Origin of the sequence: Psychroflexus sediminis, assembly GCF_900099815.1 — a bacterium.
GTDB classification, from domain to species: Bacteria; Bacteroidota; Bacteroidia; order Flavobacteriales; family Flavobacteriaceae; genus Psychroflexus; species Psychroflexus sediminis.
The window spans coordinates 162,179-186,475 of sequence record NZ_FNCW01000001.1; the positions used below are offsets into that span (position 1 = coordinate 162,179).

The following is a 24,297-nucleotide window of genomic DNA, read 5'->3' on the forward strand; positions in this document are numbered from 1 at the left end:
AAAATGAGACCTCACTATTTTTTATGTTCCTTCTTGTTTTTTTTGGCTACTTTTTTTGCTTCAGCTCAGTCTGATGACAACAAGTTGACCAAAAAGGATACAATCTGGACCACTGAAGGAACCTTCCAGTTTTTAATCAACCAGGCTGCTTTCAACAGCGATTGGCAAGGGGGTGGGACGAGCAACTACTCGGTAAATGCTGTGGTCAATTATGACATCAGTTATAACAAAGGGAAATACACCTGGGACACCAAGCTTCTTGGAGATTACGGAATCAGTAAAACCAAAGACCAGGAATTCAATCGAAAAACCAGCGACCGTCTGGAAATCAATTCTACCGTTGGTCGTCAGATCAACCAGTCGAACTGGTATACCTCCGCCTTTGTAAATTTCAGAACTCAGTTTGATAACGGTTATACGTTTGGGGAAGATGCCGACGGCAATGAAAGCAGAACACTCAGAACTCAGTTTATGTCTCCGGCCTTCACGCAGTTAGGTTTGGGGGCTTTGTGGAAAAAAAGTGAGGATATACGGGTGAATATTTCGCCTGTTACGGGCCGTATCATCACAGCCAATAGCAGATTCACAACTGGACCAGACTACGTCGATGGAGACTTTTTCGGTTTGGATCAGGGGAAAACTATACGTACAGAATTTGGGGCCTCTGTCAATGCCTTTGTGAAGTTCAAATTGATGGAAAACATCACGGTAGACAACATTTTGGGCTTGTATTCCAACTATCTGGAAGATCCTCAAAACGTCGATATCGACTATACCCTCAATTTGATTATGGATGTGAATAAGTACATTTCGGCCAATTTCATTTTTCAGGCCATTTATGATGACAATGCCGTACAGGGCTTTCAAATACGAGAGAGCCTTGGCGTAGGATTCAATTATAATTTCTGATTTTTTGGGCGCTTACCTGCTATCCGTTACAACCCGCTAGCGGTTTTTTTACAGTTGTAAGCTGTTGGAAGGCTTTTCCTTTGGTCAAGCTCACAACAAGCACAACTTTATAAAAAAAAACTGCTCGCGGGGTTTCCACTTCTATAAGGAGCGCGGGGTTTTTCACTAAATTCAATGACTTTTTCAAATCTTAAAGCTTTTTGAAATTACTTTTCTAATTTTTGCTGCTGCAAGCGCCTCACTTGCATCAAACCTATTCATTAATCAAACTTTAAATTCAAAGTTCATTTCCAAAATTAAAGGCTAGTCATGATCATACCTTTTCTTTTTGATGTTTCTAAATAGTAAATGAGACTTCCAAAAAAATCTCTCATGGCATGTAACAACTTAAGTTAATATTAGTCAATATGGTTATTATCTAAACCTTAATTATCATGAAACACCTTTTTGTTTTACTTACCTTTTTAGGGAGTCTTTCGCTTTTTGCTCAGCCTAAATTAGATACACTGGCCTATCAGACGTTTCAAAACGAACGCTTTCCGATAGTCAACTTCGAGACCCTGGGCAAAGAGGTCGATAGCGCCTCGGTTATTCAGTACCTTAGTATGGAGGAGAAAATCCAGGCCTTAAGTACAGTATGGCATGAAGCTAAATTTAATTTTGCCAATTTTGATCTGATCCCCCATGTGCAATGGGATAGCCTGTATCGAGCTTATCTTCCCAAAGTCATAGCCACGGAGCATATCATGGAAACTTATACTGTTTTGATGCAGTTCAATCAGCATTTAAGAGATGGTCACACGCGCATACTTCCGCCTTTATACCATTTCAAAAAGCAAAAATTAAACTTTGTTCCTATCCATTTTAAGCAGATAGAAGGCAAAACAGTGGTGTATAAGGTAAATTCCAAAGATCCAGTGTACTCTAATATCACAATAGGAATGGTTTTGGAACATATAGACGGTATGCCCGTGCAGGAGTACATTCACAAGCAGATCACTCCTACGCTTCATTTTTCTACTGCACAGGATAGTATTGGCAGAATTTACCACCATGAATTGCTTAGGGGAGCCGAAAATACGGTCGTTGCTTTAGATTTTAAAACTCCTCGGGGAAAGTTGATCCGTGAAACCTTTACGCGGCAGCCTTATGACTGGAACGTCAGGAAATCTGTGGCTTTCAAAATTTTGCCCGGTAATGTAGGCCATTTAACGATCGACAGTTTTGCAAATGAGGATACGTTTACCGAATTCAAAAAACACTTCCCGGATATTCTAAACACCAGTGCTTTAATTATTGATGTTCGACATAACGGAGGAGGTAACGGGCACTGGGGTCACGAGATTATAGGCTATTTAACCAAAGATCCTTTTTATCCTTCCATGACTTTAATGAATACTTACCACCCTTCAGAACGCGCCTGGGGAGGTCAGGCTATTCAATCCAAAAAAACGATATACGACTGGAAACCTTACCATACAGAAACCTATAAAAAACCTGTGGTGGTCCTTATTAGTGAACTGACTTACTCTGCAGCTGAAGATTTCAGTTCTGCTTTTAAAATGGCTCAAAGGGGTGTTTTGATAGGGACAGCTACGGGAGGCAGCACAGGCCAGCCCCTTGGATATCATCTGCCGGGTGGCGGCGTTGGTTTTGTGTGTACGAAACGGGACGCCATGTACGACGGTACAGAATTCGTTGGCCTAGGTATACAGCCCGATGTTGAAGTAAAACTCACTTTAGAAGGCTTGCAAAATGGCAAAGACGAAGTGCTGGACGCTGCTTTGAAGTATGTAAAGCAACAGAAAAATAAAAGTTAGACGCAGCTATGTTGGTCAAACACACTTAGGGTAATAAGTCAAAATCTGTTAACTACCCCGAACGGCATTGCCTCGGGATAGATTTTTAATATGCATGAACCCGACGGTCAAGCCAGACTCGTGCCGTTACATAGATAGGTTTTAGCTTTAGCCGGAATACACCTGTCCGCGATGTGGTTTTAAGCGGTCTCTTAGGTCTTTCATCTGGTCTTCCTCCACGACGAGAAAAGCCAAACAATGAAATTCATTGAGGCATTCTACACCGGTAGGATGATTTTCCATAGCATTCATCTTCAGGAAATCTTTAAGATGGATTTCATGATGTTCAGCTGTTTTTTCGGCATGAGGACCTCGGAAGTCCCAGATTAATTTGAGTTGTCTGTTCATGAAATTTCTATTCAGCTATCGCTTTTAAAAAGGCTCTCACCTCCTCAATTGTTTTTACATAGTACTTTGCTTTGGTTTTTCGAACGCCTACTTTTACGGTTTGAGAGCGCTCCGGCAGTTCTTCAAACATAAATTCATCGGTCCAGTCATCGCCAAAGGCAAACACATGCTCTGATGGAAACTGATTGAGCAGACTGGAACAGGCTCTTCCTTTGTTCACTTTGCTGCTTTTGATTTCGATGACTTTATTGCCTTCCAGCAAGGTAAGGTCTGTATTGGATATAAAACTTGTGAGTACGGTTTTGATTTCAACCAGTCTTTTTTCAGCTAGTTCTACATCGGTATTTCTATAATGCCAGGCCAGAGAGTATTTCTTTTTTTCCACCAAAGTCCCTGGTGTTCTGTCTACGAAGGTTTCTAAAATCGGTAGAATGTCTTCCATCCACTCTGTTTTTAAACGTTCCGTAGTTTTCCACTCTTCATTTTCAATTCTCATGGAAACCCCATGATCCGAGACCAGGGTATAGGGGGTATGCCCAAACCAGTTGTTGAGGGTTTCCTTATCCCGACCGCTGATGAGGACCAATTTAAGGCCTTGGATGGCGTGAAGTTTTTCTAAAATAGAGAATAATTCTTTGTCTGGCTTAGCATCCTGAGGATTGTTTGTAAAATTGACCAAAGTTCCATCGTAGTCCAGGAACATTATTTTTTTCTCATCGGATCTGAGTTTTTTAATAAAAATGGCTTTGATATTTTCATCAACTTTTTCAGCTTCAATGACATTATATACCTTGTGCACCTGGTCGAGGGAATTCATAAATTCGTTGGCCCATTTTTTTACACTATACCGGGAAACCCGATTTTGCAGGGCCTGCATTCTTTGTTTTTGTTCAGCTTTGGGCATTTCTAAAGCCTGCTTGATACTGTCTGCAATCTCCTCGAAATTGAAGGGATTGATGAGCAGAGCTTCATTCATTTCTATAGAAGCACCAGCCATTTCACTTAAAACCAATACCCCGTCTTTTCGAGTTCTCGTGGCTACATATTCTTTAGCCACCAGATTCATGCCATCCCTCACCGGCGTAATCAGTGCCACATCGGAAGAGGTGTAGAGGTCGATTAAATTTTCGAAGGGTAAAGCTCTGTAAAAGTACCAGATGGGTGTCCAGCTCACAGTGGAATATTCCCCGTTGATTCTTCCGACAAGCTCGTCGGTTTCCTGTTTCAGCTTTTGGTATTGAGGAACCTGAGAACGCGAGGGGACGGCCAGCATAATCAGGCGGATTTTCTCTTGAAACTGGGGGTATTTTCTCAAGAAATATTCAAAGGCTTTAATACGGTTGGGGATGCCTTTGGTATAATCCATCCGGTCGATAGAAAGTATCATTTTTATACCATCTTCATTTTGCAAATGCTGGTCCAGGCGTTTTTGGATTTCAGATTTGTCACCTTCATTCATCTGGTTGTGATCCAGGGCTGCATTTTCAAATTTTTCATAATCAATTCCCATAGGAAAGGAGTCCACCCTTATGATGCGATTATCGTAAGTGATCTTGTTAAAACTAACATCTAAACTCAAAATTCGTTTGACTGAGCTTAAAAAATGCCTTTCATAATCATAAGTGTGAAAACCGATGAGATCTGCTCCAAGCATGCCTTCCAATAATTCCTTACGCTTGGGAAACGTTCTAAAAATCTCATAGGAAGGAAAGGGGATGTGGTTGAAGAAACCTATCGAAATATCAGGTCTCTTTGCTTTCACCATAGCAGGCACCAGCAGTAATTGATAGTCTTGTATCCAGACGTTATCACCTTCGTTCACCTGTTCCAATACCGTATCGGCAAACTTTTGGTTCACGCTTTTGTAGACCTCCCAGGATTCCGGATTGTATTCTGTGTATTCTATAAAATAATGAAATAAGGGCCAAAGCGTTCGGTTGCTAAACCCATAGTAATAATGATCCAAGTCCCTTTGAGTAAGATTTACCGAAACACACTGCTCTTTGGTGACAGCTTTTGAGATTTTGGTCTCCAGTTCAGGGGTCAATTCTTCCTGTGTAATTCCGCTCCATCCAATCCAAATACCGTTGCTTTCTTTATGTACAGATTTAAGTCCAGTAGCAAGCCCTCCCACACTGGGTGTCACTTCTATTTGATCGTTTTCAATAATGACTTGAAGAGGTAATCTGTTGGAAACAATTATTGTTTTATTCATAAGAAAGCTTTGTTTTACTCAGATTATTTACTTTTATTTAATCAAAAATATGATTTTAATTTTCGAAATACTTCAAATTGATGAATAATCTAAATTACGGAATTATAGGCAATTGCAGAACGGCAGCTTTAGTTTCAGATACCGGGTCGCTGGATTGGTGCTGTTTGCCTGAGTTCGATTCTGCTTCTGTTTTTGCAAAACTACTTGACGAAAAAAAAGGAGGGCAATTTGCTTTTCAGGTCGATGCGGCTTATACTGTCACTCAAACTTATGTTGAAAATACCTGTATTCTAAAAACCGAATTCAGATCTGAAAAAGCGAGTTTTGAAGTTCATGACTTCCTCCCCCGGTATCCCAAAAAAGATAAAACTTATCACGCTCCCCCCGAAGTCATCAGGTATCTGAAAGTGACCAAAGGCACTCCAAAGCTTAACATTGACTATAGTCCCAAACTTGAATATGCCTTAGGGAATACCGAAATTTACGTAAAAGATAATTTTATCGTTGCGCTCACCGAAGCCGATGAATTTGACACTTTATTTTTATACACGTCACTTTCAAAAGAAGCAGTGGTGAATTCAGAAGAAATTGAACTCACTGAAGATGCATTCTTTTTAATGTCTTATAATGAAAAAATCGATTTGCCGGGCATGGAGTCGATAGGTCAGGATTATGAAAAGACACTGGCTTACTGGACCTACTGGAATGATAGTACGCAGCGTTTTGAAAATTATAATGACATGATCTCAAGAAGTGCCATGACGCTTAAGTTGTTGAGTTATGATAAAACAGGGGCTGTTCTTGCCGCTGCAACCACTTCTCTGCCAGAGACCATCGGTGAAGTCAGGAATTGGGATTATAGGTTCTGCTGGATACGAGATGCGTCTATGGTGGTGAGAGTGGTTTCGCAACTAGGGCATGCGAGAATGGCTAAGCGTTATCTTCAGTTTATCATTGATTTGATTCCCGATAAAAATGAGAAGCTTCAAATCATGTATGGCATTAATAAGGAAAAGCAGCTGACCGAAAAAATATTGACGCATCTTTCTGGTTACAAGGATTCTGCACCTGTAAGAATCGGGAATGCCGCCTATGCTCAAAAACAGAATGATATTTATGGCATTTTAGTGGATGTTATACATCAGGAGTTGATGAAATTCAAATCAGATACTGATAATAAAGAGGAATTATGGACGATTACCAAAGGTATTGCCTGGGTGGTTGGTAAGCATTGGCAGGAAGCAGATAAAGGGATTTGGGAGTTTAGGACGGAAGACCGCCACTTTACCTTTTCCAAAGTCCTGTGCTGGGTAGCGATTGACAGGGCCATAAAAATTTCAGAACTGTTTCATAAAACTTCCAAACTCGAAAGATGGAAAACCCTGGAACAAGCCATTCGACATGATATTCACGAAAATGCCTGGAATGAAGAAATGCAGGCCTTTACACAATCCTATGGCTCAACAGATATGGACGCTTCAGTGCTCCTGATGGAATCTTATGGATTTATAGAGGCCAAGCATCCAAAGTTTATAAGTACAGTCAAAGCTGTTGGCAAACACCTCACCAATGACGGACTTCTATACCGGTATAAGAATAAAGATGATTTTGGTTTGCCAAGTTCATCATTTACCATTTGTACGTTTTGGTATATCAATAGTTTGATTAAAATAGGTGAAGTTAAAGAAGCAAAGCAACAATTTGAAAGGCTGATAAGTTACTCCAATCACTTAGGTTTGCTGAGTGAAGATATCGATTTTAAAACTAAGCGTTTACTGGGAAATTTTCCACAGGCTTATTCCCATCTGGCCTTAATTGAAACGGCTATCAATTTGTCTAAAGCAGAACAGATCTAGTTGATAATAAGTTTTCTGGTAAATGAATTATTGATTCTAAGCATGTATAAACCCGCTTTAAAAGATTCGACATTAATTGTAAGATCACGCTTGTCTTTGAATTTTTTGGAATAGACTTTTTGTCCTAATAGGGTGTACAATTCTACGCTTTGGATGGATCGAGAGCTGTTCTTAATCTGCACATAAGAACTTGCCGGGTTAGGAAAAATGGAAAAATCTTCCTGAGTAAAATCAGAGGCGCTTAAAGTGCCGGATTTCCTAATCAGGAAAAATCCGCGTTCGATATCACTCACAAGGATATTTCCGCTTTCAAAAAACGGATAATTGCTCCAGGAACCACTGAAGCTTGTGCTATTATTTTCAGGATGGGTGTCAAAAAAACCAATTTCTGAGAGGGATTGAGAAGCCACATTGGTCACATCTATAATTTTAATTCCAGCCGTGTAATTGGATAAATAGAACAGGTTATTATTGAGGTAGCCATTGTGATCTATCGCAGAGGTTGGTCCAAAATATTCCTGGTGTTGAACTGGATTGTTCAGATCTTGTAAATCAAAAACAAGCGTCCTGGTATTCAATGCGAAATCGCGTTCATCCAGCTCATCCCCTAAGAAAAAATACCTTTGATTCTCGGTTAACCAGCCTTGGTGTGGATAACCGATATCGCTATAGGTCATCGTTGAAATCAAAACTGGACTTCCGGGGACGGTCACATCTACAATAACAGCCTCTTCTTCATTACATCCCAGAAAAATTTCTTTTCCGGTATAGTCAGTGTCCGGACCATTATAGGTAACAACCTGAGCATCGTGAGTGTATAAACTCCCTGCATATCCTCCAGCTAAAACAGGGTTTAGGGGATTGCTTATATCAATGATATGAGGCCCTCCTTCATAGGTTGATGTTCCCACGACATAAGCATAAGCTTTACCAGTGCTGATAACAATATTATGGGCATTTCCAAATCCATCATAATGGGCATCGCTATTAAAAGTAACCGGTGTATTAGTAGAATTACGAAGTCTCCTGAGGTCAAAAACCTGCATGCCGTGATTTGGAGCTTCCGAAACTATAAACGCATAATTATCGTATACTTTCATATCCCTCCACGGGCTAGACTGGGTGTGTGTAGGGAGTTTGCCAAGGTATACAGGAGCTGTTGGATCGGAAACATCTATAAAAGCCGTGCCGTTGTTTAAGCCCATCAATGCGTATTCTTTACCATCCTGTGGATCTGTCCAGCCCCAGGAATCATTTCCTGCAGTAGCCGAAAGAGCTTCCAGGCTAATCTGTGACATAAGGTCGTAACCATCACAGGGATATGCTCCTGCGAGGCCGTTTTCACAAGGCGTTTGAGAACATACCGTAATACTTAAAAAAAGCCCTAATGTACTGAAGTATAGTTTTTTCAAAATTATTATTTGAGTCAAATATAAAGAAAAGATTTACTGACTTGGCAGTTTTAAGAATAGTCTATGGATATAAGTAAATGCTAAGCCTTCAAAAATACGGCGGCCTGCATTAATCCCTGTTAACGCTTATTTTTTAAGTTAAACACTAAATCGAAAAGAGGGTTGACTTAAAATTTTTAAAGTTTAGAAAACACCAGTCTTAGCATATGGTTTAGAACTTTACAAAACCTTTTGAGTAACTTTGCCATTCAAAACAAAAAGACATGTTTCAAAACACGAAAGACAGCAAAACCAAATTATCAGAACTGGGAGAATTTGGTTTGATAGATCATCTCACTCAGTTTTTTAAGGTGAAACATAGCTCGACCGTAAAAAGCATAGGGGATGACGCTGCTGTGCTCCACCACGATAAACATAGCGTGGTAACCACCGATCTTTTGGTAGAAGGAATCCATTTTGATTTGGCTTACATGCCTTTAAAACATTTGGGTTATAAAGCGGTGATGGTCAATCTGTCTGATGTGTATGCCATGAATGCTCAGGCTGAGCAAATTACGGTTTCCATAGCCTGTTCCAACAGGTTTACAGTGGAGGCGCTTGAAGAAATTTACAGCGGTATAACCACTGCTGCAGAGCTTTATAATATAGATGTAGTTGGAGGTGATACCACTTCAGCTATAAAGGGTCTAACCATCAGCATCACGGCCATTGGGCAGGCTAAAGCGGAAGATATTACCTACAGAAGTGGAGCAAAACCAAACGATTTGCTAGTGGTTTCAGGGGATTTAGGCGGTGCCTTTTTAGGTTTAAAAGTCTTACAGAGAGAGAATGAAGTCTTTAAAGTAAACCCTAATGCTCAGCCCGATCTTGAAAAATATACTTATATTGTAGAGCGACAACTGAAGCCGGAAGCCAGAAAGGATATTGTAGAATTATTAAAAGCTTTGGAAGTCAAGCCAACAGCTATGATCGATATAAGTGACGGATTGTCTTCAGAAGTGATGCATTTATGCAAGCATTCTAAAGTAGGGGCTAATGTGTTTGAAGATAAACTGCCTTTAGATCCTATGAGTATTTCCACTTGTGAAGAATTTGAGCTGGACTCAACAACGGTTGTACTCAATGGTGGAGAAGATTATGAGTTGTTGTTCACCATCGATCAATCGGATTTCGATAAGATTAAGGCCAATCCAAATCTTAGTGTCATTGGACATATGGCAGAGCAAAGCGAGGGGATTCACCTTATTTCTAGAATGAATACCAAAATACCAATAAAAGCCAGAGGCTGGAATGGAATGCAGGAAGAAGATTAAAACCTAAAACATATGGATAAGAAAGTATATTACACCAAGTCTAAAGTTGAAATGATGGGAGTCAAAAACTTATTGGAATCTGAAGGCATCGAATGCTACGAAGTGGATAAGGTGGATTCCTCCTATGGCGGAGTATTTGGAGATTATCAGCTTATGGTAGATGAAAGCGATGAAGAAAAAGCCAAAGCACTTATCGAGAAATTTGAGTCGGAGTAGACTACGGGCTTTAGGTTAATTTTTATTAAAAACTTAAGGTGCAGAGCTTATAATAATTATTTTTATAAAAAATAAAGACAATGAAAAGACACGCTACAGCCATTTGGAAAGGAAGTATAAAGGAAGGAAATGGAACGCTAAGTTCGCAGAGTGGAGTTTTAGATAACACCCAGTACTCGTTCAAATCCCGATTTGAAGAGGGGAAAGGTACAAACCCGGAAGAATTAATCGCAGCGGCCCATGCAGGTTGTTTTGCCATGCAGTTATCCGCTTTTTTAACAGAAGAAGATTTTGAAATAGGAAGCCTGGAGGCCAAGGGCGAAATCACTTTAAAAGATGGAAACATTACCAAATCCCATATCACACTTGAAGCTAAGATCGATAATATTGACCAGGAGAAATTTGATGAATTAGTCAATAAGGCCAAAAAACAATGTCCGGTTTCAAAACTTCTGGATACTGCGATTTCAGTAGAATCAAGCTTACATTAAATATTAGTCACTATTCTTAAAAATGCTGTTGAATTTTCAACAGCATTTTTGTTTAAAATACCCCCGGTGTTTTTTCAATTAAATACCAAAGTACACAAAGAGCCGCTCTCTTTGTGAAATATAGATATATTTGCAAAAATAAATTTAAGCATGCTAGAAGCAGTACTTTTAGGTTTTTTATTCTCTTTATTCCTAGTCTTCGCTGGATCTTACTTTAGAGGTAAGCTTGCAGTTCTGTCCTCTATAATTCCAATAAGTCTTTTTGTTTATTTTCTAAGTTTTATCCCTGAAGTTTCAAACGGGGAGGTGATTTATGAAAATCACGAGTGGATTCCGAGCTTTGGAGTCAATTTGAGCTTTACTTTAGATGGCTTAGCGCTTCTTTTTGTTTTGATGATCACCGGGATTGGTTCCTTGGTATTTCTATATACCTCTGCCTACCTGAAAAATCATAATTATCTAGATAGATTCTATGGCTATTTAAGTTTATTTATGGCCTCCATGCTTGGTCTGGTGCTATCAGACAATCTGATGTCCCTGTTTATTTTCTGGGAACTGACCAGCATTTCTTCGTTCTATTTAATCGGCTTCAATAACGATAAAGCCGACTCGAGAAAATCGGCACTTGTTGCTTTAGGAATTACCGGAATTGGAGGTTTATTGCTTCTGGGGGGTGCTGTTTTACTTGGAGATGTCGCTGGCACTTATCGCATTTCAGAAATGCTATCCATGAGAGATGCTATTACAGACAGCTCCCATTATATACTGATTTTACTCCTAATTTTTGGAGCAGCCTTTACCAAATCAGCTCAGTTTCCCTTCCATTTCTGGTTACCGGGAGCCATGAAAGCCCCGACACCGGTTTCTACCTATTTGCACTCTGCAACCATGGTAAAAGCCGGAGTCTATTTATTGTTCAGGATGACGCCTGTACTCAATGGAGGTGAAATTTGGCATACTATTTTGATTGCCGTTGGAGGAATAACCATGCTCTATTCTGCAATACATATTATTTTCAGAACAGACCTGAAAGGAATATTAGCGTATTCCACGATTTCGGCCTTAGGCATACTTGTTTTTCTCATAGGGATCGGTACTCAGGCTGCACTTATTGCAGCAGCAGTGTTTATCGTAGTACATGCCCTTTATAAGGCTTCTCTATTTTTGATTACAGGCATTATCGATCATGAAACAGGAACCCGAGACGTTACCCAGTTAGCTGGCTTACGCAAGGTTTTACTGCCGGTTGCCATCGCTGGATTTATAGCAGCACTAATCAGCGGAGGCGTTCCGCCAACTTTAGGTTTTGTTGGTAAAGACCTGATTTACGAGTCGACTTTACATTTTACCAGTAATGCTGTATTACTCACCATCATCGCCATTTCAACAAATGTGCTCTTGTTTTATGCCGGTTTTGTGGCAGGGGTGAAACCCTTTATGGGGCAGCTTCCTAAAAAATTTGAAAACATACACCTTCCAAGTCCGTTGATGTGGGTTCCCCCTCTAATTATGACCTTTGCCGGGGTCGTATTTGGTATTTTTCCAGGCCTTATCGAATCTGCTTTTGCTAAACCTATAGCTATGACTCAGGCCATCGCGTTTGAAGACTTCCACCTAAAACTATGGCACGGTTTCAACACGATTTTAGGTTTGAGCGCCATTACACTGGTGCTGGGAACCGTTTTATATTTAAAACTGTCACCCAGGCATGCTCTTGAAAACAGCATCGCAAAATTTGATTTCATCAGTCCTAAGGTTTTGTTTTTGAAGTTATCTGAAGGTTTTGCAGTTTTTTCAAAATATTGGACAAACTTCTTTCAGACAGGCTATTTAAGGCATTATATTTCCACAATTGTTGCCTTTTTAATTTTACTTCTAGGCTATCTTATTTTTTCGGATTTCTCTCTTGAAACCGATTTTACAGCCTTAGCTGACTTGACGATTTACGAGATTTCAATTTTATTGATGTTATTAGCAGGAGTTCTTTACACGGTTTTTACAAAGTCACGATTAGCTGCTGTTGCCGCCCTTGGAGTGGTTGGATTATCTTTTAGCCTGCTGTTTTTGTTTTATAGCGCACCAGATTTAGCGATGACTCAGTTTTCAGTAGATACCCTTACAGTCATTTTATTCGTATTGGTCCTTTACAAGTTACCCAGATACCTCAACCTTTCTGAAAAGTGGCTTAGAATTAAACACGGCATACTGTCCGTCAGTTTTGGAATTCTGATTACATTGCTGATATTGAGAGTATTAACTGAGCCAAAAAATACGGAGATTACAGAATTTTATGCTGAAAATGCTTATAAGCTCGCTCACGGAAAAAATGTGGTTAATGTTATTTTAGTCGACTTTAGAGGGATTGATACCATGATAGAGATTTCGGTACTGATTGTCGCTGCTTTAGGCGTTTTTGGATTATTAAAACTAAGATTGAAAACAAGAGATAAAAAATAAGATGAGAACGATAATATTAAAATCTGCTTCGAGTTACCTCCTTCCAGTATTATTACTGTTTTCAGTATTTATCTTGTTAAGAGGTCATTATTTGCCTGGCGGAGGCTTTGTTGGTGGTCTTGTAGCGGCCATTGCTTTTGTCCTGGATGCCTTTTCTAACGGACTGGATAAAGCTAAAAAGATTTTAAAATTTCACCCCGGGTTTTTAATGCCCGTGGGATTAATGATAGCTTTTTTAAGTGGTATATCACCCATGCTATTGGCAGATTTACCAATGATGACAGGAATCTGGGCAGAAAATCCGATACCCGTTATCGGGGCCATCGGCTCTCCTTTATTTTTCGATATAGGCGTTTATCTGGTTGTTATAGGATCGTCCTTAACCATCATATTTACAATTTCTGAATCTGTATAAATGGAAATAATATTAGCAGTTATAACCGGTGTTCTTTATGCTTCTGGCATATATATGATTTTGCGAAGAAGTATGGTAAAGCTTATTCTGGGTATTATCTTACTGGGGAACGGCGTTAATTTATTGATTTTTTTACTTGGTAGGATCACCAAAGGTGAGCCCCCTATTATAGATTCTGCAGAAAAAGTTCTTGAGGGGGTGTACGCAGACCCTATTCCTCAGGCCTTAATACTCACAGCTATTGTTATCAGTTTTGGTTTACAGTCCTTTGCAATCATACTTGTAAAACGAACCTACAAAGTATTAAAAACAGACGATTTAGATCAACTTAATACTACAGACGAAGATTCATGACAAACGATATCATCATACTGCCCCTGGTAGTCCACTTTTTTTTAAGTATTCTCCTGATGTTTTTCTGGAATAAACTGAATTTCCAAAAAATCGTCAGTGTGGTGGGTAATGCTGTGGCTCTAGGCGTTGCGATCTGGGCATTTACTTTTGTTTACAATAACGGTACCCAGATCGTAGAATCCGGAGACTGGCCTGCCCCTTTTGGGATTGTTTTTGTTGGAGATATGCTGGCTGTTACTTTGGTCCTGCTTACAGCCATTGCCGGCTTTGCTGTGTCTATCTTTTCAACGATTTCTGTTATCAAAGCAAGATTGCGCTTTGGATATTTTAGTGTATTTCATTTTCTGCTCTTGGGACTTAACGGAGCTTTTTTAACAGGTGATATTTTTAACCTGTATGTTTGGTTTGAGATTATTATTATCAGTTCGTTTGTGTTGATAAGCATTGGAGGAGAGAAGAGTCAGCTGGAAGGCGCTGTCAAATATTTTGCTTTAAATTTCTTTGCTTCCATGATTTTCCTTACAGCCTTAGGGGTTTTATATGGGCTGGTAGGCACCTTAAACATGGCGGATATTTCGCTTAAAATTGCTGAGGTTAAAGATACTACGCTTGTAGAAATAAGCGCCGTTTTATTCCTGGTGGGTTTTGGGATTAAGTCGGCTATATTCCCTTTATATTTTTGGTTGCCGGCTTCCTACCATACACCCCCTTCAGCGGTGTCTGCTATTTTTGCAGGTTTACTTACCAAAGTTGGTGTTTACGCCTTGATTCGAATATTTACATTGATTTATGGGGGGGATTCTTTCCTAACGATCTTATTGTTAACCTTAGCCATCATGACCATTTTCAGTGGAGGGGTGGGAGCAATTATTCAAAACAACATCAAGAAGGTTTTTATGTATTTTATCATTTGTCATATTGGTTTTATGATTGGTGGTTTAGCCTTGTTTACCGAAGTGGCTATGGCTGGTGTGATTTTTTATCTCATTCACGATATCATCATCAAAACGAATTTGTTCTTGATCAGCGGCTTGATTTATAGAATAAAAGGCACGACCAATATGAAGAAGCTTGGGGGCTTATATGCAAATTATCCCAAGCTGAGTTTACTTATGGCCATCCCCTTATTTTCTTTGATTGGAATACCGCCACTTTCCGGTTTCTGGCCAAAAATATCACTTATTTTAGCCAGCTTTAATGCCCAGGAATATTGGTTTTTTGGAGCTTTGATTTTTGGGAGTTTAATCACTCTTATCGTCATCGCAAAACTCTGGTCTGAGGTGTTTTGGAAAAACCAGCCTGAAATCAGCTTTCCTGAAAAGTTTATTTATTTCAATCAACTGAGATTTGGCCAAAAGTTCACCTTTATATTTCCTATAGCATTTCTAACTTTTGTAACTTTATACATAGGATTCGGTGCAGAGCATATTCAGCAGTTATCCCAAAGAATTGCTACAGAGCTAATCAATAATGAATTATACATCGATGCCGTTTTAAAAAGATAAATCCAGATGAAAACTAAATTTCTTTCTAACATATTATTGATGCTTATCTGGGTGTTCCTTACGGGTGAATACAACTTTAATAATTTTTTATTTGGTTTTTTACTGAGCTTCATTATTCTCTGGATTTTGAGTGGATTTGAAGATAAAAGCGCTAAAAAATACTTTAAAATTATTCCGAAAATTATAAGTTTCTTTTTGTTTTTTATCTGGGAGTTAACCAAGGCAAATATCCAGGTAGCTTATGAAGTGATTACACCAAACTTAAATATGAAACCTGGTATTGTGGGTTTGCCACTCGATGCCAAAACAGATTTGGAAATTACACTTTTGGCCAATTTGATTACCCTTACTCCGGGGACCCTTGCTCTGGATGTATCTACAGACCGAAGTGTTTTGTATGTTCACGCCATGTATGTGGTAGATAAAAAGGATTTTATAGAGGACATTAAACAAGGTTTTGAAAAACGCTTATTAGAAATATTGAGATGAATGTACACGACTTTTTATATTATATCATTTTGCCTATCCTGTCGGTTTCATCGCTACTGGTGTTTGTAAGGTTTTTCAAAGGGCCCAGCATCATAGACCGGGTTGTTGCTTTGGATTTATTGATTACCATTGGCATAGGTATTATAGCCATTTATAGCATATTGAGCGATAAACCCACATTTTTGGACATCTCTCTTGTGCTAGCACTCATCGCCTTTTTAGGTTCGGTCGCCTTTGCCTATTATCTCGAAAAACGCAATAAAAATGAATGATATTTTAGTTTACATCACTTCTGGCTTAGGAGCATTGTTTGTCTTGCTGGCTGCAATAGGCACACTGAGAATGCCAGATCAATACCTGAGAATCTCTGTAAATACCAAAGCAGCAACTCTGGGCGTCGGACTTTTACTCACCGCTGCAGCCTTGTTTTTCCTGGATTTGTCTGTAACTACACGTGTTATAGCTGTTATCATCTTTATTTTTATCACGGCTCCTGTATCCGCTCACCTTATCGGAAGAACGTCTTATTTTATCGGAAATAAGCTTTGGGAGAATTCTTATATCGATGATCTAAAGGGAAAATACAACAAATCGACTCACGAACTTAAAGGGATTAACCAAAGGGAGGATAATGAAGAAGAAACGGAAGAAAAATCCTAAAACTGATTTCCCCTGGTCACTGAACCGAAAACTAAATCAGCGTAAGGATCAAGGGACTTTAAGATCACTTAAAAGCTCTGCGCTGAACTTAGTGGACTTTTCTTCCAACGATTATTTAGGATGTTCTCACAATGAACGTATTACTGAATATGCCTTAGATAAACTTAAAGCTTATCCTCATCACTTTCACGGAGCAACTGGCTCCAGACTTCTCACTGGGAATTACCCTATGATTGAAGACTTTGAGTCTTATTTAGAATACTATTACAATTCCGACACTGCCACCCTGTTTAATTCTGGTTATGATGCCAACCTCGGTCTTCTGTCATCCATCGGTCAACGTCAAAATTTGATTTTGTATGATGAGCTGAGTCATGCATCCATACGAGATGGCATAGGCTTGAGCAAAGCCAAAGCCTATAAGTTTCAACATAACGATCTAAAGGATTTGGAACTGAAACTGATAAAGTTCAGGGATCAGTTTGATACGATCTACGTCATTACAGAACATGTTTTTTCTATGGATGGGGACAGTGCAGACGTGGATGATTTAGTTCAACTCTGCTCTGAATTTGGTGTTTATTTGATTTTAGATGAAGCCCACTCTGTAGGAACGATTTCCAAAAAGGGATGTGCAAATTTTAACGGAGAAATATTTGCCAGAATCATCACTTTTGGAAAATCCTTTGGGTCTCATGGAGCCGCAGTTTTGGGAACAGACCAATTGAAACAGTATTTAATCAATTTTGCCAAAAGCTTTATCTATACCACAGCGCCAAGTGTAGAAACAACAGCCAGAAACTGGGCTGCACATCTGTATTTAGAATCCAGCTCAGTCGAGTATGAAACGCTAAGATCAAATATTGAGTATTTTCAGAACCAAATCGAAGCAAATCACCTTTTTGATTTTTTTATTAAAAGTCAGTCGGCAATTCAGTCCTGTGTGATTCGTGGAAATGAAAAAGTAAGATCAATTTCAAGTCAACTTCAGCAAGAAGGATTTGATGTCAGACCCATTTTGTCTCCCACGGTTCCAAAAGGGAAAGAGAGGCTTCGGTTTTGCCTTCATGCTTATAATAGTGAAGAGGAAATCAAAACTGTTTTAAAATCTTTAGCAAACCATCTAATTCAAAAAGAAAATGAATAAGACTTACTTTATTACAGGAATCGGAACCGAAGTTGGAAAAACAATGGTTTCGGCTATCGTCACAGAAGCACTGCAGGCAGATTATTTTAAGCCCATTCAGGCAGGAGATTTAGATTACTCCGATACGCACAAAGTCAAAGCCATGTTAAGCAATTCAAAATCAAAGTTCTTTGACAATGCCTATGCTTTGAAAACACCTATGAGTCCTCATGCTGCTGCCGATATTGACAATTTAGAGATTCAGCTCAAAGACATCCAAAGGCCGGAAACTGAAAACACACTGGTGATTGAGGGAGCCGGAGGTTTGTTGGTTCCTCTAAACTCAAAAGACTGCATCATCGATTTGATCGAGAAAACCGATAAAATCATTCTGGTCTCCAGGCATTATTTGGGGAGCATTAATCACACGCTTCTGTCGATTGAAGCTTTAAAGAGCAGGGGCTTTTCCAACATCGGGATGATTTTTAGCGGCGACGAACACCCCACGACAGAAAGCATCATTTTAGAAAAAACCAATTTAACCTGTGTAGGAAGAATTGAGGAGGAAGCGGAATTTTCTAAAGCCGTAGTTTCTAAGTATGCACAGAAGCTTAAACTAAATATAGAAAAGCTTTAAATCAGCGAGATTAAACCCGCCTGCGCGTCTTGTACGGGCAGGTTTAGCAGAAAAAATGATTAGCTTTGATAAGTCTACCTTTGTTATAAATACGAGCCCATGAAACTTTTTGGCAAACATATTTCTTTACCCTTCACTACACCTTCTATTTCCAGACGAGACCAGAAGCATATCTGGCATCCGCTGACTCAGCATAAATTAAACCCTGAGATTTTAGCTATCAAATCTGCTAAAGGTGCTTTATTAAAAGATGAATCTGGTAAAGCGTATATCGATGGCATAGCGTCCTGGTACACCAGTATGTATGGACATTGCCATCCACATATTGTCAAAAAAGTGAAAGCTCAGTTGGAAACACTGGATCAGGTGGTGTTTAGCGGGTTTACTCACGAGCCTGCGGTGGAGTTGTCTGAAAAGCTGATGGAAATCTTACCTAAAAATCAGGACAAGCTCTTCTTCAATGACAACGGCTCTACGGCGACCGAAATCGGTATCAAAATGGCCTTGCAGTATCATCATAACCTTGGTAATAACAAGAATGTTATGTTGGCCCTGGAAGATGGATTTCACGGCGACACCTTTGGGGCGATGTCTGTGTCCGGATTGTCGGTTTACAATGGAGCCTTCGAAGATCATTTTATAGAAGTAAGAAGGCTTCCCAAACCCAACGGACTCAACAATGCCGAAGTCCTTTCTCAATTGAAAACCATACTGAAAGAAAATGCAATTGCGGGCTTTATATACGAGCCCCTGGTGCAAGGTGCGGCAGCAATGCAAACCTACGATATAAAAGGCCTCAACGATGTTTTGAAATTGTGCAAAGCCAATGATGTTGTTTGTATTGCCGATGAAGTCATGACCGGTTTTGGGAAAACAGGAAAGCATTTTGCTTCAGATTATTTATCCGAAAAGCCAGATGTGATGTGTTTGAGCAAAGCTTTATCTGCAGGAATGGTGGGGATGGGCATTACAAGCTGTACCAAAAAAATTTACAAAGCTTTTTATGCCGATCAGATTTCTAAAGGGCTTTTCCACGGACATACCTACACAGGAAATCCTCTGGCTTGTGCTGCAGCCATTGCGGGTATAGAATTATTGCGTTCTCCGAAAATACAGGGGTCTATTAAAAACATCATGAGTCTCAATCAGATGTTTGCAGACAAGATGCGAAAACATATACTTATTCGAGAAGTGAGACAAATAGGTGTGATTTTGGCGTTGGATTTAGATATTGAAATGGAACGCTACGGAAATGCAAGAGATGAGATGTTCAATTACTTTATGAGCAAAGGTATTTTCTTAAGACCGCTTGGTAGAACCATTTATATCCTGCCACCTTATGTGATCACTGAAGCTCAACTGGCTAAAATCTATGCTGCCATCGAAGATTACTTGGAGGAATTGAAACAGAAATAAATTTAATTCTTGATAAATTTTAAAGTTTCCTTTATATGTTTATTGTCTGTTATGACAATTAAATAGACGCCTGTTGACAGTGAGGAAATGTTGTAGTTCGTTATTTTATCTTCAAAATCACCTTGAGACACTTTTTGTCCTAAAAGTGAATAAATTTCAAAATTTAATTTCTTGTTTTGAGAATTTAAGGCTGCAATATTGAGTACATCTTTGGCAGGATTGGGATAAATGATGAAGTTCTCAGAAACAAATTCTGCATCAGACAAGGTTTCAGATTCTATGATGAATCCGAATCTCAATTCTGGTTCTCCTTCTGCAACGAGATAATCTACAGTCAAATTTTCGCTTTCTTTTAGAGGATAGGACTTATCCAGGTAAAAATCCTTCAGTACAATATCTGACGAGGAAAGCCCTGTGCTGTTCATCACTAGTTTGTAGTGGTCTTGTCTTTTTTGATGTAAATAAATTTCTACAGTATCTCCAGCCTGAAGAAAATCACGCTCTTCAATGCTTAGGTATTTTCCTTGCGAATAGATGCTGAGGCTTTCATCATAATTCCAAAACTTTTTAGCGTCATTTAAATCTACTTCAGAATTTGCTCCGTGTTTCAGCTTTAAGCTTAAACCATCTATAGTTTCACTATCTTTTTGAAGTTTCAGGTTGATTCTGCTATTCAGGCTAAAGGTTTGTACCTGAGGTTGCGAAACATTTTTGTCATTTTCAGAAAATGATAGGTTCAAAGTGGTTGCACCTGTGTTTGTTGCTTCAACAAATGCGGCTTGCCAGGCTTGAATAAATTGGTTGGCTTCAGACCCTTGTCCGTTGGAGCCGCCAGGTAACTCTACAATGGCATAAGCCCCTCTGGTATTGAGGGTAGGATCATAAACATAAATAAAATTATTATTTAACCCGGTGTTATTTTGTAGTACCAGATTAGCATCTATAATACTGTGATAAGGATTGCCTAATAACACGAAACTATTATCTTCTATTAAATCAATTTGCTTGGTGAAATTAAGAATAGTAGGATTTCCTGTCAGCCTCAGAGTTGTCTCTGGCCCAACAGCTGTGTTGGAGTTAAGGCTAGTCTCTCGACTTCCACGTATCAAAACGGCAAAGCTTTCGCCTTTGTCGAGGGTTCTCGTATCTGTATTGTCTGTAGCCATCCAGGACTGAGAAGATTCTATCCAGTCGAAAAAGGAAGCGTTTCCCGTAGAAGTGGCATCAAAACCCTTGGAGCCGTTTTTAGACCCTGTAATATGGGTTCCATACCCAATAGAATCATTGAGGTTATCTGCAGGATAATTGGTCCCTGTATTGTTTTGCCCTTCCTGTAGATTATATCTAATGCTATTTGACGTTGAGACAGGTGAGGAAATATAGCGAAAAGCTCTATTAGATTTAGGGATATAGCGTTCGCTAATTATATCTCCAGTAATCGTACCGCCAGTATTTTGACCCATTTGAGCAGTAAGGGTATCAACACTTTTTAAAGTTAAATTGGCTTTAGGTAGAAAAGTACCGCCATGAATTTCAAAAAGCCTTAGGACATCTTGATTACCACTGGCGATTTCAGCTTGTCCAGACGTTTTCCTTAAGCTGAACTTTTCTAGTTCGCCATTTCCATAAATGAGTTGTGACTTATCGCCGACAAGTTGTATAAACCCAGTGCCAACAATATGGCCATTGTTATTTAATTCTCCTGCTACGGAAAGATCGACCTCATTTATCAAGTTTATAGTGGCGTTTTCAGCAACAAATACCTGAGACCATAACGCGTTTGAAACAAATATAAAATTTAATAACAATAAGTAAGTTTTCATATAGCAATATTACTAAATTAACAACAATAAAAATATATATTGTTATGAAAAAAGGTCTTTATTTTATTTGTGCTCTTTTATTGTGTTTTCAGTTCACACTGGCACAGGTGGGTATAGGTACAGACACCCCTTCCACATCCTCTATTTTGGATGTTGAATCCACTACAGCTGGTGTTTTGTTCCCTAGAATGACGACCGGGCAAAGAACGGCAATCACCTCCCCAGCCAACGGGCTTACTGTTTTTGACACCGATATCCAGGCTTACCTTTTTTATAATGCGATTGAAGCTACATGGGAACGTTTGCATTCCTCGCGATTAGAGAGAGAAAACTATATTTTAGTTAAAAATCAAAGTGATTTTCCTGCAGCTACAGCAGGAAGCATAGTGCTTGATGAAAATACCTTTTATGAAATTAATGGTAACATTGCTTTAGATGCGCCTATAGACTTAAACGGAGCCTATATAGCTGGATTGGATGCTAATGAAGACGTGCTGTCAAGAGTTTCCGGTAACGTTTTTGAGGGGAGTGGAGGCAGCATAAGAAATATCACAATAACCGGAGCTGGTAGTGCTTTTTCTATATCCAGCGGAACTTCGTTCTTAGTTCAAAATACCATAATTGCTAATATGACTAAGGTTGGTACAGTTTCTAATTTGAGTTTTGTGTTTTTTAGCAATGTTCAATATATAAATAATTCTGATGGAGTTGTGTATTCAGATATTTTAAATTTATCCCTTAACAATCAAGCCTGGCAAGGCGATAATACGGGAACTTATGAAAAATTTGAGGGTGTATTCGAACTGATTCAAAAAGAGAGTGGATATTCTATCGCCAATGGGACTGCTATTTCTATTGATGTTTCGGCCAATCCGACGGTTCATGGTGGTGTGATTATAGGAACTGCATTTTCTGGAACCTCACTTAATTATGTTGAGCGGTATACTACGGGGGTTTCTGCGGATTTAAATTTCACAAAAGAATGGTTTGTGCAAGCTCCAGGAATACAAAATGAATATGACGATATTGCATCAGGAAATATATTTTATAACGGTGAATTAGACACGGGGTACTCAATTATATCTGCCGAGGTTAATGTTCCGTTCAAACTCACTGGAGGCGCAACTACTGCGAATTTACATCGGTTCACTTCAGATGCTAATAACAGGCTGCGATATGAGGGTGAAGAATCTGCTACCTTTTCAGTAAATGCTTCACTTTCGGTAAGAGGAAGTAATAATCAGGGGGTGTTTTTTTCTTTTTTTATCAGAAGAAACGGAACTGAAACCTTGAATAGGACAAATAGTATTTTCTATGTCACTACTACCACAAATGTATCTACCGTTGCAATAAATGGAACTGTTACACTTGAACCAGATGATTATATTGAAATTTGGGGTCAAAAGTTAACCGGATCAGGAACAAGTAGTTTGATTATTTTTTCTCAGACTTTAAACATACATTAAAACACATAACCCACAGAAAAACTGAAAATACTGTTGTATTGATCGCCTGCCATAGTTTTATTGATGTCGTTTAAACTTTGAGTGTATCTGGCTTGAATCATGAAATTCTGACTCAGTTTATAGCGTAATCCCCCTGCAATGCCTAGATCTATACGTTCATAATTGTCGGTTTTTCCAATGGTTTCAGTAGTACTATTTACCTCACCAGCGGAGTCTAAGGTAACAGTTTCCTCTTCAGCTTCAGCTTTTGCTAGATAACCAACTTGCACACCCCCTTCAACCCACAAGTTTTCAATCACATTGTAGCTCGCTAAAACAGGAAGGTTGATATACTGCATTCTTAAGATTTCTTCTATTTTTTCAACATCTGCTGCATCAGGAATACGGTCATTAGAAAACCCCTGTTCAGAATAAAGCAACTCAGCCTGTATGCCTAGTTTTGGAAGGATTTTATAGACGCCATAAGCACCAATATGCATTGAGGTTTTGGTTTCATAGTTTGAAGTGCCATCTCCTGAGATATTGGATAAATTGATTCCGCCTTTAAATCCATATTCAAAATACTCTTGCTGAGCATTTAAAGTTGTTATGGATAAGGAGAACAGAATGGCAACGGAAATAAAATATAGTTTCATCATTTAAATTTTAATAAAATTAGCCTTTTTGAAGGTTTAGAGAGCCTCCTTAATTCAATTTTAACCTTGAAATTGATTTAGTAACCATTGTTACAATCAGAATGTGAAATAAGGTTTTAATTTGCATAAAAATAGAAATTATGGAATGGATTATGAATCCCTGGCCCTGGTATGTTTCAGGACCACTTATTGCCTTAGTTATGTTCGCTTTGCTTTTTGTAGGTAAGCAATTTGGAATGTCTTCCAATTTGAGAACAGCCTGCTCTATTGGTGGAGCTGGAAAAGCAGCAGACTTTTTTAAGTTCGACTGGAAAAAAGAGCGCTGGAATTTGATCGTGGTTCTTGGGGCAATCATCGGAGGATTTATATCTGCTAATTACCTTTCAGAAAATACGGTAGAAATAAATCCTGAAGTTTCAGAACAACTTGAAAGTTATGGTATTACAAGTACGGGAGATGCTTATTTGCCAACTGAAATTTTTGGATCAGAAAATCTGAATGATCCCAAAATTTTCGCCATACTCCTTATAGGTGGATTTTTGGTAGGATTTGGGGCAAGGTATGCCGGGGGTTGTACTTCGGGACATGCTATATCAGGATTGAGTAATCTTCAATTGCCTTCTCTGATAGCTGTTATTGGATTTTTTATTGGAGGTCTGGTCATGATTAATTTTATATACCCTTTAATTTTTTAA

At 39.0% G+C, this 24,297-nt stretch carries 23 protein-coding genes; 18 read left to right on the top strand and 5 right to left on the bottom strand.

Translation table 11 applies throughout. The features are described from left to right. Positions 1-3 precede the first annotated feature (3 nt). Together BLP81_RS00675 and BLP81_RS00680 are read left to right on the top strand one after the other, a co-directional pair. Entirely contained in the window at positions 4-909 is a 906-nt protein-coding gene (locus BLP81_RS00675) for a DUF3078 domain-containing protein (protein ID WP_093364299.1), read from the top strand. A 434-nt stretch (positions 910-1,343) separates the two neighbouring features. Beyond that, positions 1,344-2,729 (top strand): S41 family peptidase, encoded by a 1,386-nt coding sequence (locus tag BLP81_RS00680; RefSeq protein WP_093364300.1) that lies wholly within the window; start codon positions 1,344-1,346, stop codon positions 2,727-2,729. Between the two features lie 147 nt (positions 2,730-2,876). On the opposite strand, the gene BLP81_RS00685 is transcribed toward BLP81_RS00680, so the two are convergent. Both BLP81_RS00685 and BLP81_RS00690 read right to left on the bottom strand, forming a co-directional pair. After that, positions 2,877-3,116 carry a hypothetical protein gene (locus BLP81_RS00685; RefSeq protein ID WP_093364302.1) on the bottom strand — a complete coding sequence of 80 codons (240 nt, stop codon included), beginning with the start codon at positions 3,114-3,116 and terminating at the stop codon, positions 2,877-2,879. Positions 3,117-3,123: 7 nt separating this feature from the next. Beyond that, the gene (locus BLP81_RS00690) at positions 3,124-5,331 is read right to left on the bottom strand and encodes a bifunctional alpha,alpha-trehalose-phosphate synthase (UDP-forming)/trehalose-phosphatase (RefSeq protein WP_093364304.1); all 2,208 of its coding nucleotides are present in this window, start codon (positions 5,329-5,331) and stop codon (positions 3,124-3,126) included. Between the two features lie 80 nt (positions 5,332-5,411). Between BLP81_RS00690 and BLP81_RS00695 the strand changes: the two genes are divergently transcribed. Beyond that, the gene (locus tag BLP81_RS00695) at positions 5,412-7,187 is read left to right on the top strand and encodes a glycoside hydrolase family 15 protein (protein WP_093364306.1); all 1,776 of its coding nucleotides are present in this window, start codon (positions 5,412-5,414) and stop codon (positions 7,185-7,187) included. Here BLP81_RS00695 and BLP81_RS00700 read toward each other — a convergent pair. Then, a complete protein-coding gene (locus tag BLP81_RS00700) occupies positions 7,184-8,599 on the bottom strand; it encodes a choice-of-anchor B family protein (protein ID WP_176752658.1) in 1,416 nt (471 codons plus the stop codon). The genes BLP81_RS00695 and BLP81_RS00700 overlap by 4 nt on opposite strands. 263 nt (positions 8,600-8,862) lie before the next feature. Here BLP81_RS00700 and thiL point away from each other — a divergent pair, with 263 nt between their 5' ends. From thiL to bioA, 13 genes are all read left to right on the top strand, one after another. Continuing rightward, positions 8,863-9,912, top strand: coding sequence for a thiamine-phosphate kinase (gene thiL, locus BLP81_RS00705; RefSeq protein WP_093364310.1), 1,050 nt, complete (start codon positions 8,863-8,865; stop codon positions 9,910-9,912). 12 nt (positions 9,913-9,924) lie between these two features. Beyond that, positions 9,925-10,128 (top strand): putative signal transducing protein, encoded by a 204-nt coding sequence (locus BLP81_RS00710; RefSeq protein ID WP_093364312.1) that lies wholly within the window; start codon positions 9,925-9,927, stop codon positions 10,126-10,128. A gap of 80 nt (positions 10,129-10,208) precedes the next feature. Next, on the top strand, positions 10,209-10,619 hold the full coding sequence (locus BLP81_RS00715) for an OsmC family protein (protein ID WP_093364313.1): 411 nt from the start codon (positions 10,209-10,211) through the stop codon (positions 10,617-10,619). A gap of 150 nt (positions 10,620-10,769) precedes the next feature. After that, on the top strand, positions 10,770-13,076 hold the full coding sequence (locus BLP81_RS00720; RefSeq protein ID WP_093364315.1) for a putative monovalent cation/H+ antiporter subunit A: 2,307 nt from the start codon (positions 10,770-10,772) through the stop codon (positions 13,074-13,076). Position 13,077: 1 nt separating this feature from the next. Continuing rightward, positions 13,078-13,491: a Na+/H+ antiporter subunit B gene (locus BLP81_RS00725; RefSeq protein ID WP_093364317.1), complete on the top strand. Its 414-nt coding sequence runs from the start codon at positions 13,078-13,080 to the stop codon at positions 13,489-13,491. Then, positions 13,492-13,845: a Na+/H+ antiporter subunit C gene (locus BLP81_RS00730; RefSeq protein WP_093364319.1), complete on the top strand. Its 354-nt coding sequence runs from the start codon at positions 13,492-13,494 to the stop codon at positions 13,843-13,845. Next, positions 13,842-15,350: a proton-conducting transporter transmembrane domain-containing protein gene (locus BLP81_RS00735; protein WP_093364320.1), complete on the top strand. Its 1,509-nt coding sequence runs from the start codon at positions 13,842-13,844 to the stop codon at positions 15,348-15,350. The genes BLP81_RS00730 and BLP81_RS00735 overlap by 4 nt, the downstream gene beginning before the upstream one ends. A 6-nt stretch (positions 15,351-15,356) precedes the next feature. Continuing rightward, positions 15,357-15,839 (top strand): Na+/H+ antiporter subunit E, encoded by a 483-nt coding sequence (locus BLP81_RS00740; RefSeq protein WP_093364322.1) that lies wholly within the window; start codon positions 15,357-15,359, stop codon positions 15,837-15,839. Beyond that, positions 15,836-16,111, top strand: a complete 276-nt coding sequence (locus tag BLP81_RS00745) for a monovalent cation/H+ antiporter complex subunit F (RefSeq protein ID WP_093364324.1) — start codon at positions 15,836-15,838, stop codon at positions 16,109-16,111. Before BLP81_RS00740 ends, BLP81_RS00745 begins: the two co-directional genes overlap by 4 nt. Continuing rightward, a complete protein-coding gene (gene mnhG / locus BLP81_RS00750; protein WP_093364325.1) occupies positions 16,104-16,499 on the top strand; it encodes a monovalent cation/H(+) antiporter subunit G in 396 nt (131 codons plus the stop codon). The genes BLP81_RS00745 and mnhG overlap by 8 nt, the downstream gene beginning before the upstream one ends. Continuing rightward, a complete protein-coding gene (locus BLP81_RS00755) occupies positions 16,471-17,646 on the top strand; it encodes an aminotransferase class I/II-fold pyridoxal phosphate-dependent enzyme (RefSeq protein ID WP_093364327.1) in 1,176 nt (391 codons plus the stop codon). Before mnhG ends, BLP81_RS00755 begins: the two co-directional genes overlap by 29 nt. After that, entirely contained in the window at positions 17,639-18,262 is a 624-nt protein-coding gene (bioD, locus tag BLP81_RS00760; protein WP_093364330.1) for a dethiobiotin synthase, read from the top strand. Before BLP81_RS00755 ends, bioD begins: the two co-directional genes overlap by 8 nt. A gap of 99 nt (positions 18,263-18,361) precedes the next feature. Beyond that, on the top strand, positions 18,362-19,678 hold the full coding sequence (bioA, locus tag BLP81_RS00765; protein ID WP_093364331.1) for an adenosylmethionine--8-amino-7-oxononanoate transaminase: 1,317 nt from the start codon (positions 18,362-18,364) through the stop codon (positions 19,676-19,678). A 2-nt stretch (positions 19,679-19,680) separates the two neighbouring features. On the opposite strand, the gene BLP81_RS00770 is transcribed toward bioA, so the two are convergent. Continuing rightward, positions 19,681-21,501 (bottom strand): T9SS type A sorting domain-containing protein, encoded by a 1,821-nt coding sequence (locus tag BLP81_RS00770; RefSeq protein WP_093364334.1) that lies wholly within the window; start codon positions 21,499-21,501, stop codon positions 19,681-19,683. Positions 21,502-21,545: 44 nt separating this feature from the next. Between BLP81_RS00770 and BLP81_RS00775 the strand changes: the two genes are divergently transcribed. Further along, positions 21,546-22,967 carry a hypothetical protein gene (locus BLP81_RS00775; protein ID WP_093364337.1) on the top strand — a complete coding sequence of 474 codons (1,422 nt, stop codon included), beginning with the start codon at positions 21,546-21,548 and terminating at the stop codon, positions 22,965-22,967. Here BLP81_RS00775 and BLP81_RS00780 read toward each other — a convergent pair. Next, positions 22,964-23,602, bottom strand: coding sequence for a porin family protein (locus tag BLP81_RS00780; RefSeq protein WP_093364340.1), 639 nt, complete (start codon positions 23,600-23,602; stop codon positions 22,964-22,966). The genes BLP81_RS00775 and BLP81_RS00780 overlap by 4 nt on opposite strands. Positions 23,603-23,742: 140 nt before the next feature. On the opposite strand from BLP81_RS00780, the gene BLP81_RS00785 reads away from it, so the two are divergent. After that, positions 23,743-24,297, top strand: a complete 555-nt coding sequence (locus BLP81_RS00785; RefSeq protein WP_093364343.1) for a YeeE/YedE family protein — start codon at positions 23,743-23,745, stop codon at positions 24,295-24,297.

Coding starts and splice junctions, on each gene's coding strand:
- BLP81_RS00775 (WP_093364337.1), top strand. CDS start 21,546: ATGAAAAAAGGTCTTTATTTTATTTGTGCTCTTTTATTGTGTTTTCAG.
- BLP81_RS00755 (WP_093364327.1), top strand. CDS start 16,471: ATGAAGAAGAAACGGAAGAAAAATCCTAAAACTGATTTCCCCTGGTCA.
- BLP81_RS00715 (WP_093364313.1), top strand. CDS start 10,209: ATGAAAAGACACGCTACAGCCATTTGGAAAGGAAGTATAAAGGAAGGA.
- BLP81_RS00710 (WP_093364312.1), top strand. CDS start 9,925: ATGGATAAGAAAGTATATTACACCAAGTCTAAAGTTGAAATGATGGGA.
- BLP81_RS00780 (WP_093364340.1), bottom strand. CDS start 23,602: ATGAAACTATATTTTATTTCCGTTGCCATTCTGTTCTCCTTATCCATA.
- BLP81_RS00695 (WP_093364306.1), top strand. CDS start 5,412: ATGAATAATCTAAATTACGGAATTATAGGCAATTGCAGAACGGCAGCT.
- BLP81_RS00690 (WP_093364304.1), bottom strand. CDS start 5,331: ATGAATAAAACAATAATTGTTTCCAACAGATTACCTCTTCAAGTCATT.
- BLP81_RS00680 (WP_093364300.1), top strand. CDS start 1,344: ATGAAACACCTTTTTGTTTTACTTACCTTTTTAGGGAGTCTTTCGCTT.
- BLP81_RS00785 (WP_093364343.1), top strand. CDS start 23,743: ATGGAATGGATTATGAATCCCTGGCCCTGGTATGTTTCAGGACCACTT.
- BLP81_RS00745 (WP_093364324.1), top strand. CDS start 15,836: ATGAATGTACACGACTTTTTATATTATATCATTTTGCCTATCCTGTCG.
- mnhG (WP_093364325.1), top strand. CDS start 16,104: ATGAATGATATTTTAGTTTACATCACTTCTGGCTTAGGAGCATTGTTT.
- bioD (WP_093364330.1), top strand. CDS start 17,639: ATGAATAAGACTTACTTTATTACAGGAATCGGAACCGAAGTTGGAAAA.
- BLP81_RS00770 (WP_093364334.1), bottom strand. CDS start 21,501: ATGAAAACTTACTTATTGTTATTAAATTTTATATTTGTTTCAAACGCG.
- BLP81_RS00725 (WP_093364317.1), top strand. CDS start 13,078: ATGAGAACGATAATATTAAAATCTGCTTCGAGTTACCTCCTTCCAGTA.
- BLP81_RS00730 (WP_093364319.1), top strand. CDS start 13,492: ATGGAAATAATATTAGCAGTTATAACCGGTGTTCTTTATGCTTCTGGC.
- BLP81_RS00720 (WP_093364315.1), top strand. CDS start 10,770: ATGCTAGAAGCAGTACTTTTAGGTTTTTTATTCTCTTTATTCCTAGTC.
- BLP81_RS00685 (WP_093364302.1), bottom strand. CDS start 3,116: ATGAACAGACAACTCAAATTAATCTGGGACTTCCGAGGTCCTCATGCC.
- BLP81_RS00735 (WP_093364320.1), top strand. CDS start 13,842: ATGACAAACGATATCATCATACTGCCCCTGGTAGTCCACTTTTTTTTA.
- BLP81_RS00675 (WP_093364299.1), top strand. CDS start 4: ATGAGACCTCACTATTTTTTATGTTCCTTCTTGTTTTTTTTGGCTACT.
- thiL (WP_093364310.1), top strand. CDS start 8,863: ATGTTTCAAAACACGAAAGACAGCAAAACCAAATTATCAGAACTGGGA.
- BLP81_RS00740 (WP_093364322.1), top strand. CDS start 15,357: ATGAAAACTAAATTTCTTTCTAACATATTATTGATGCTTATCTGGGTG.
- bioA (WP_093364331.1), top strand. CDS start 18,362: ATGAAACTTTTTGGCAAACATATTTCTTTACCCTTCACTACACCTTCT.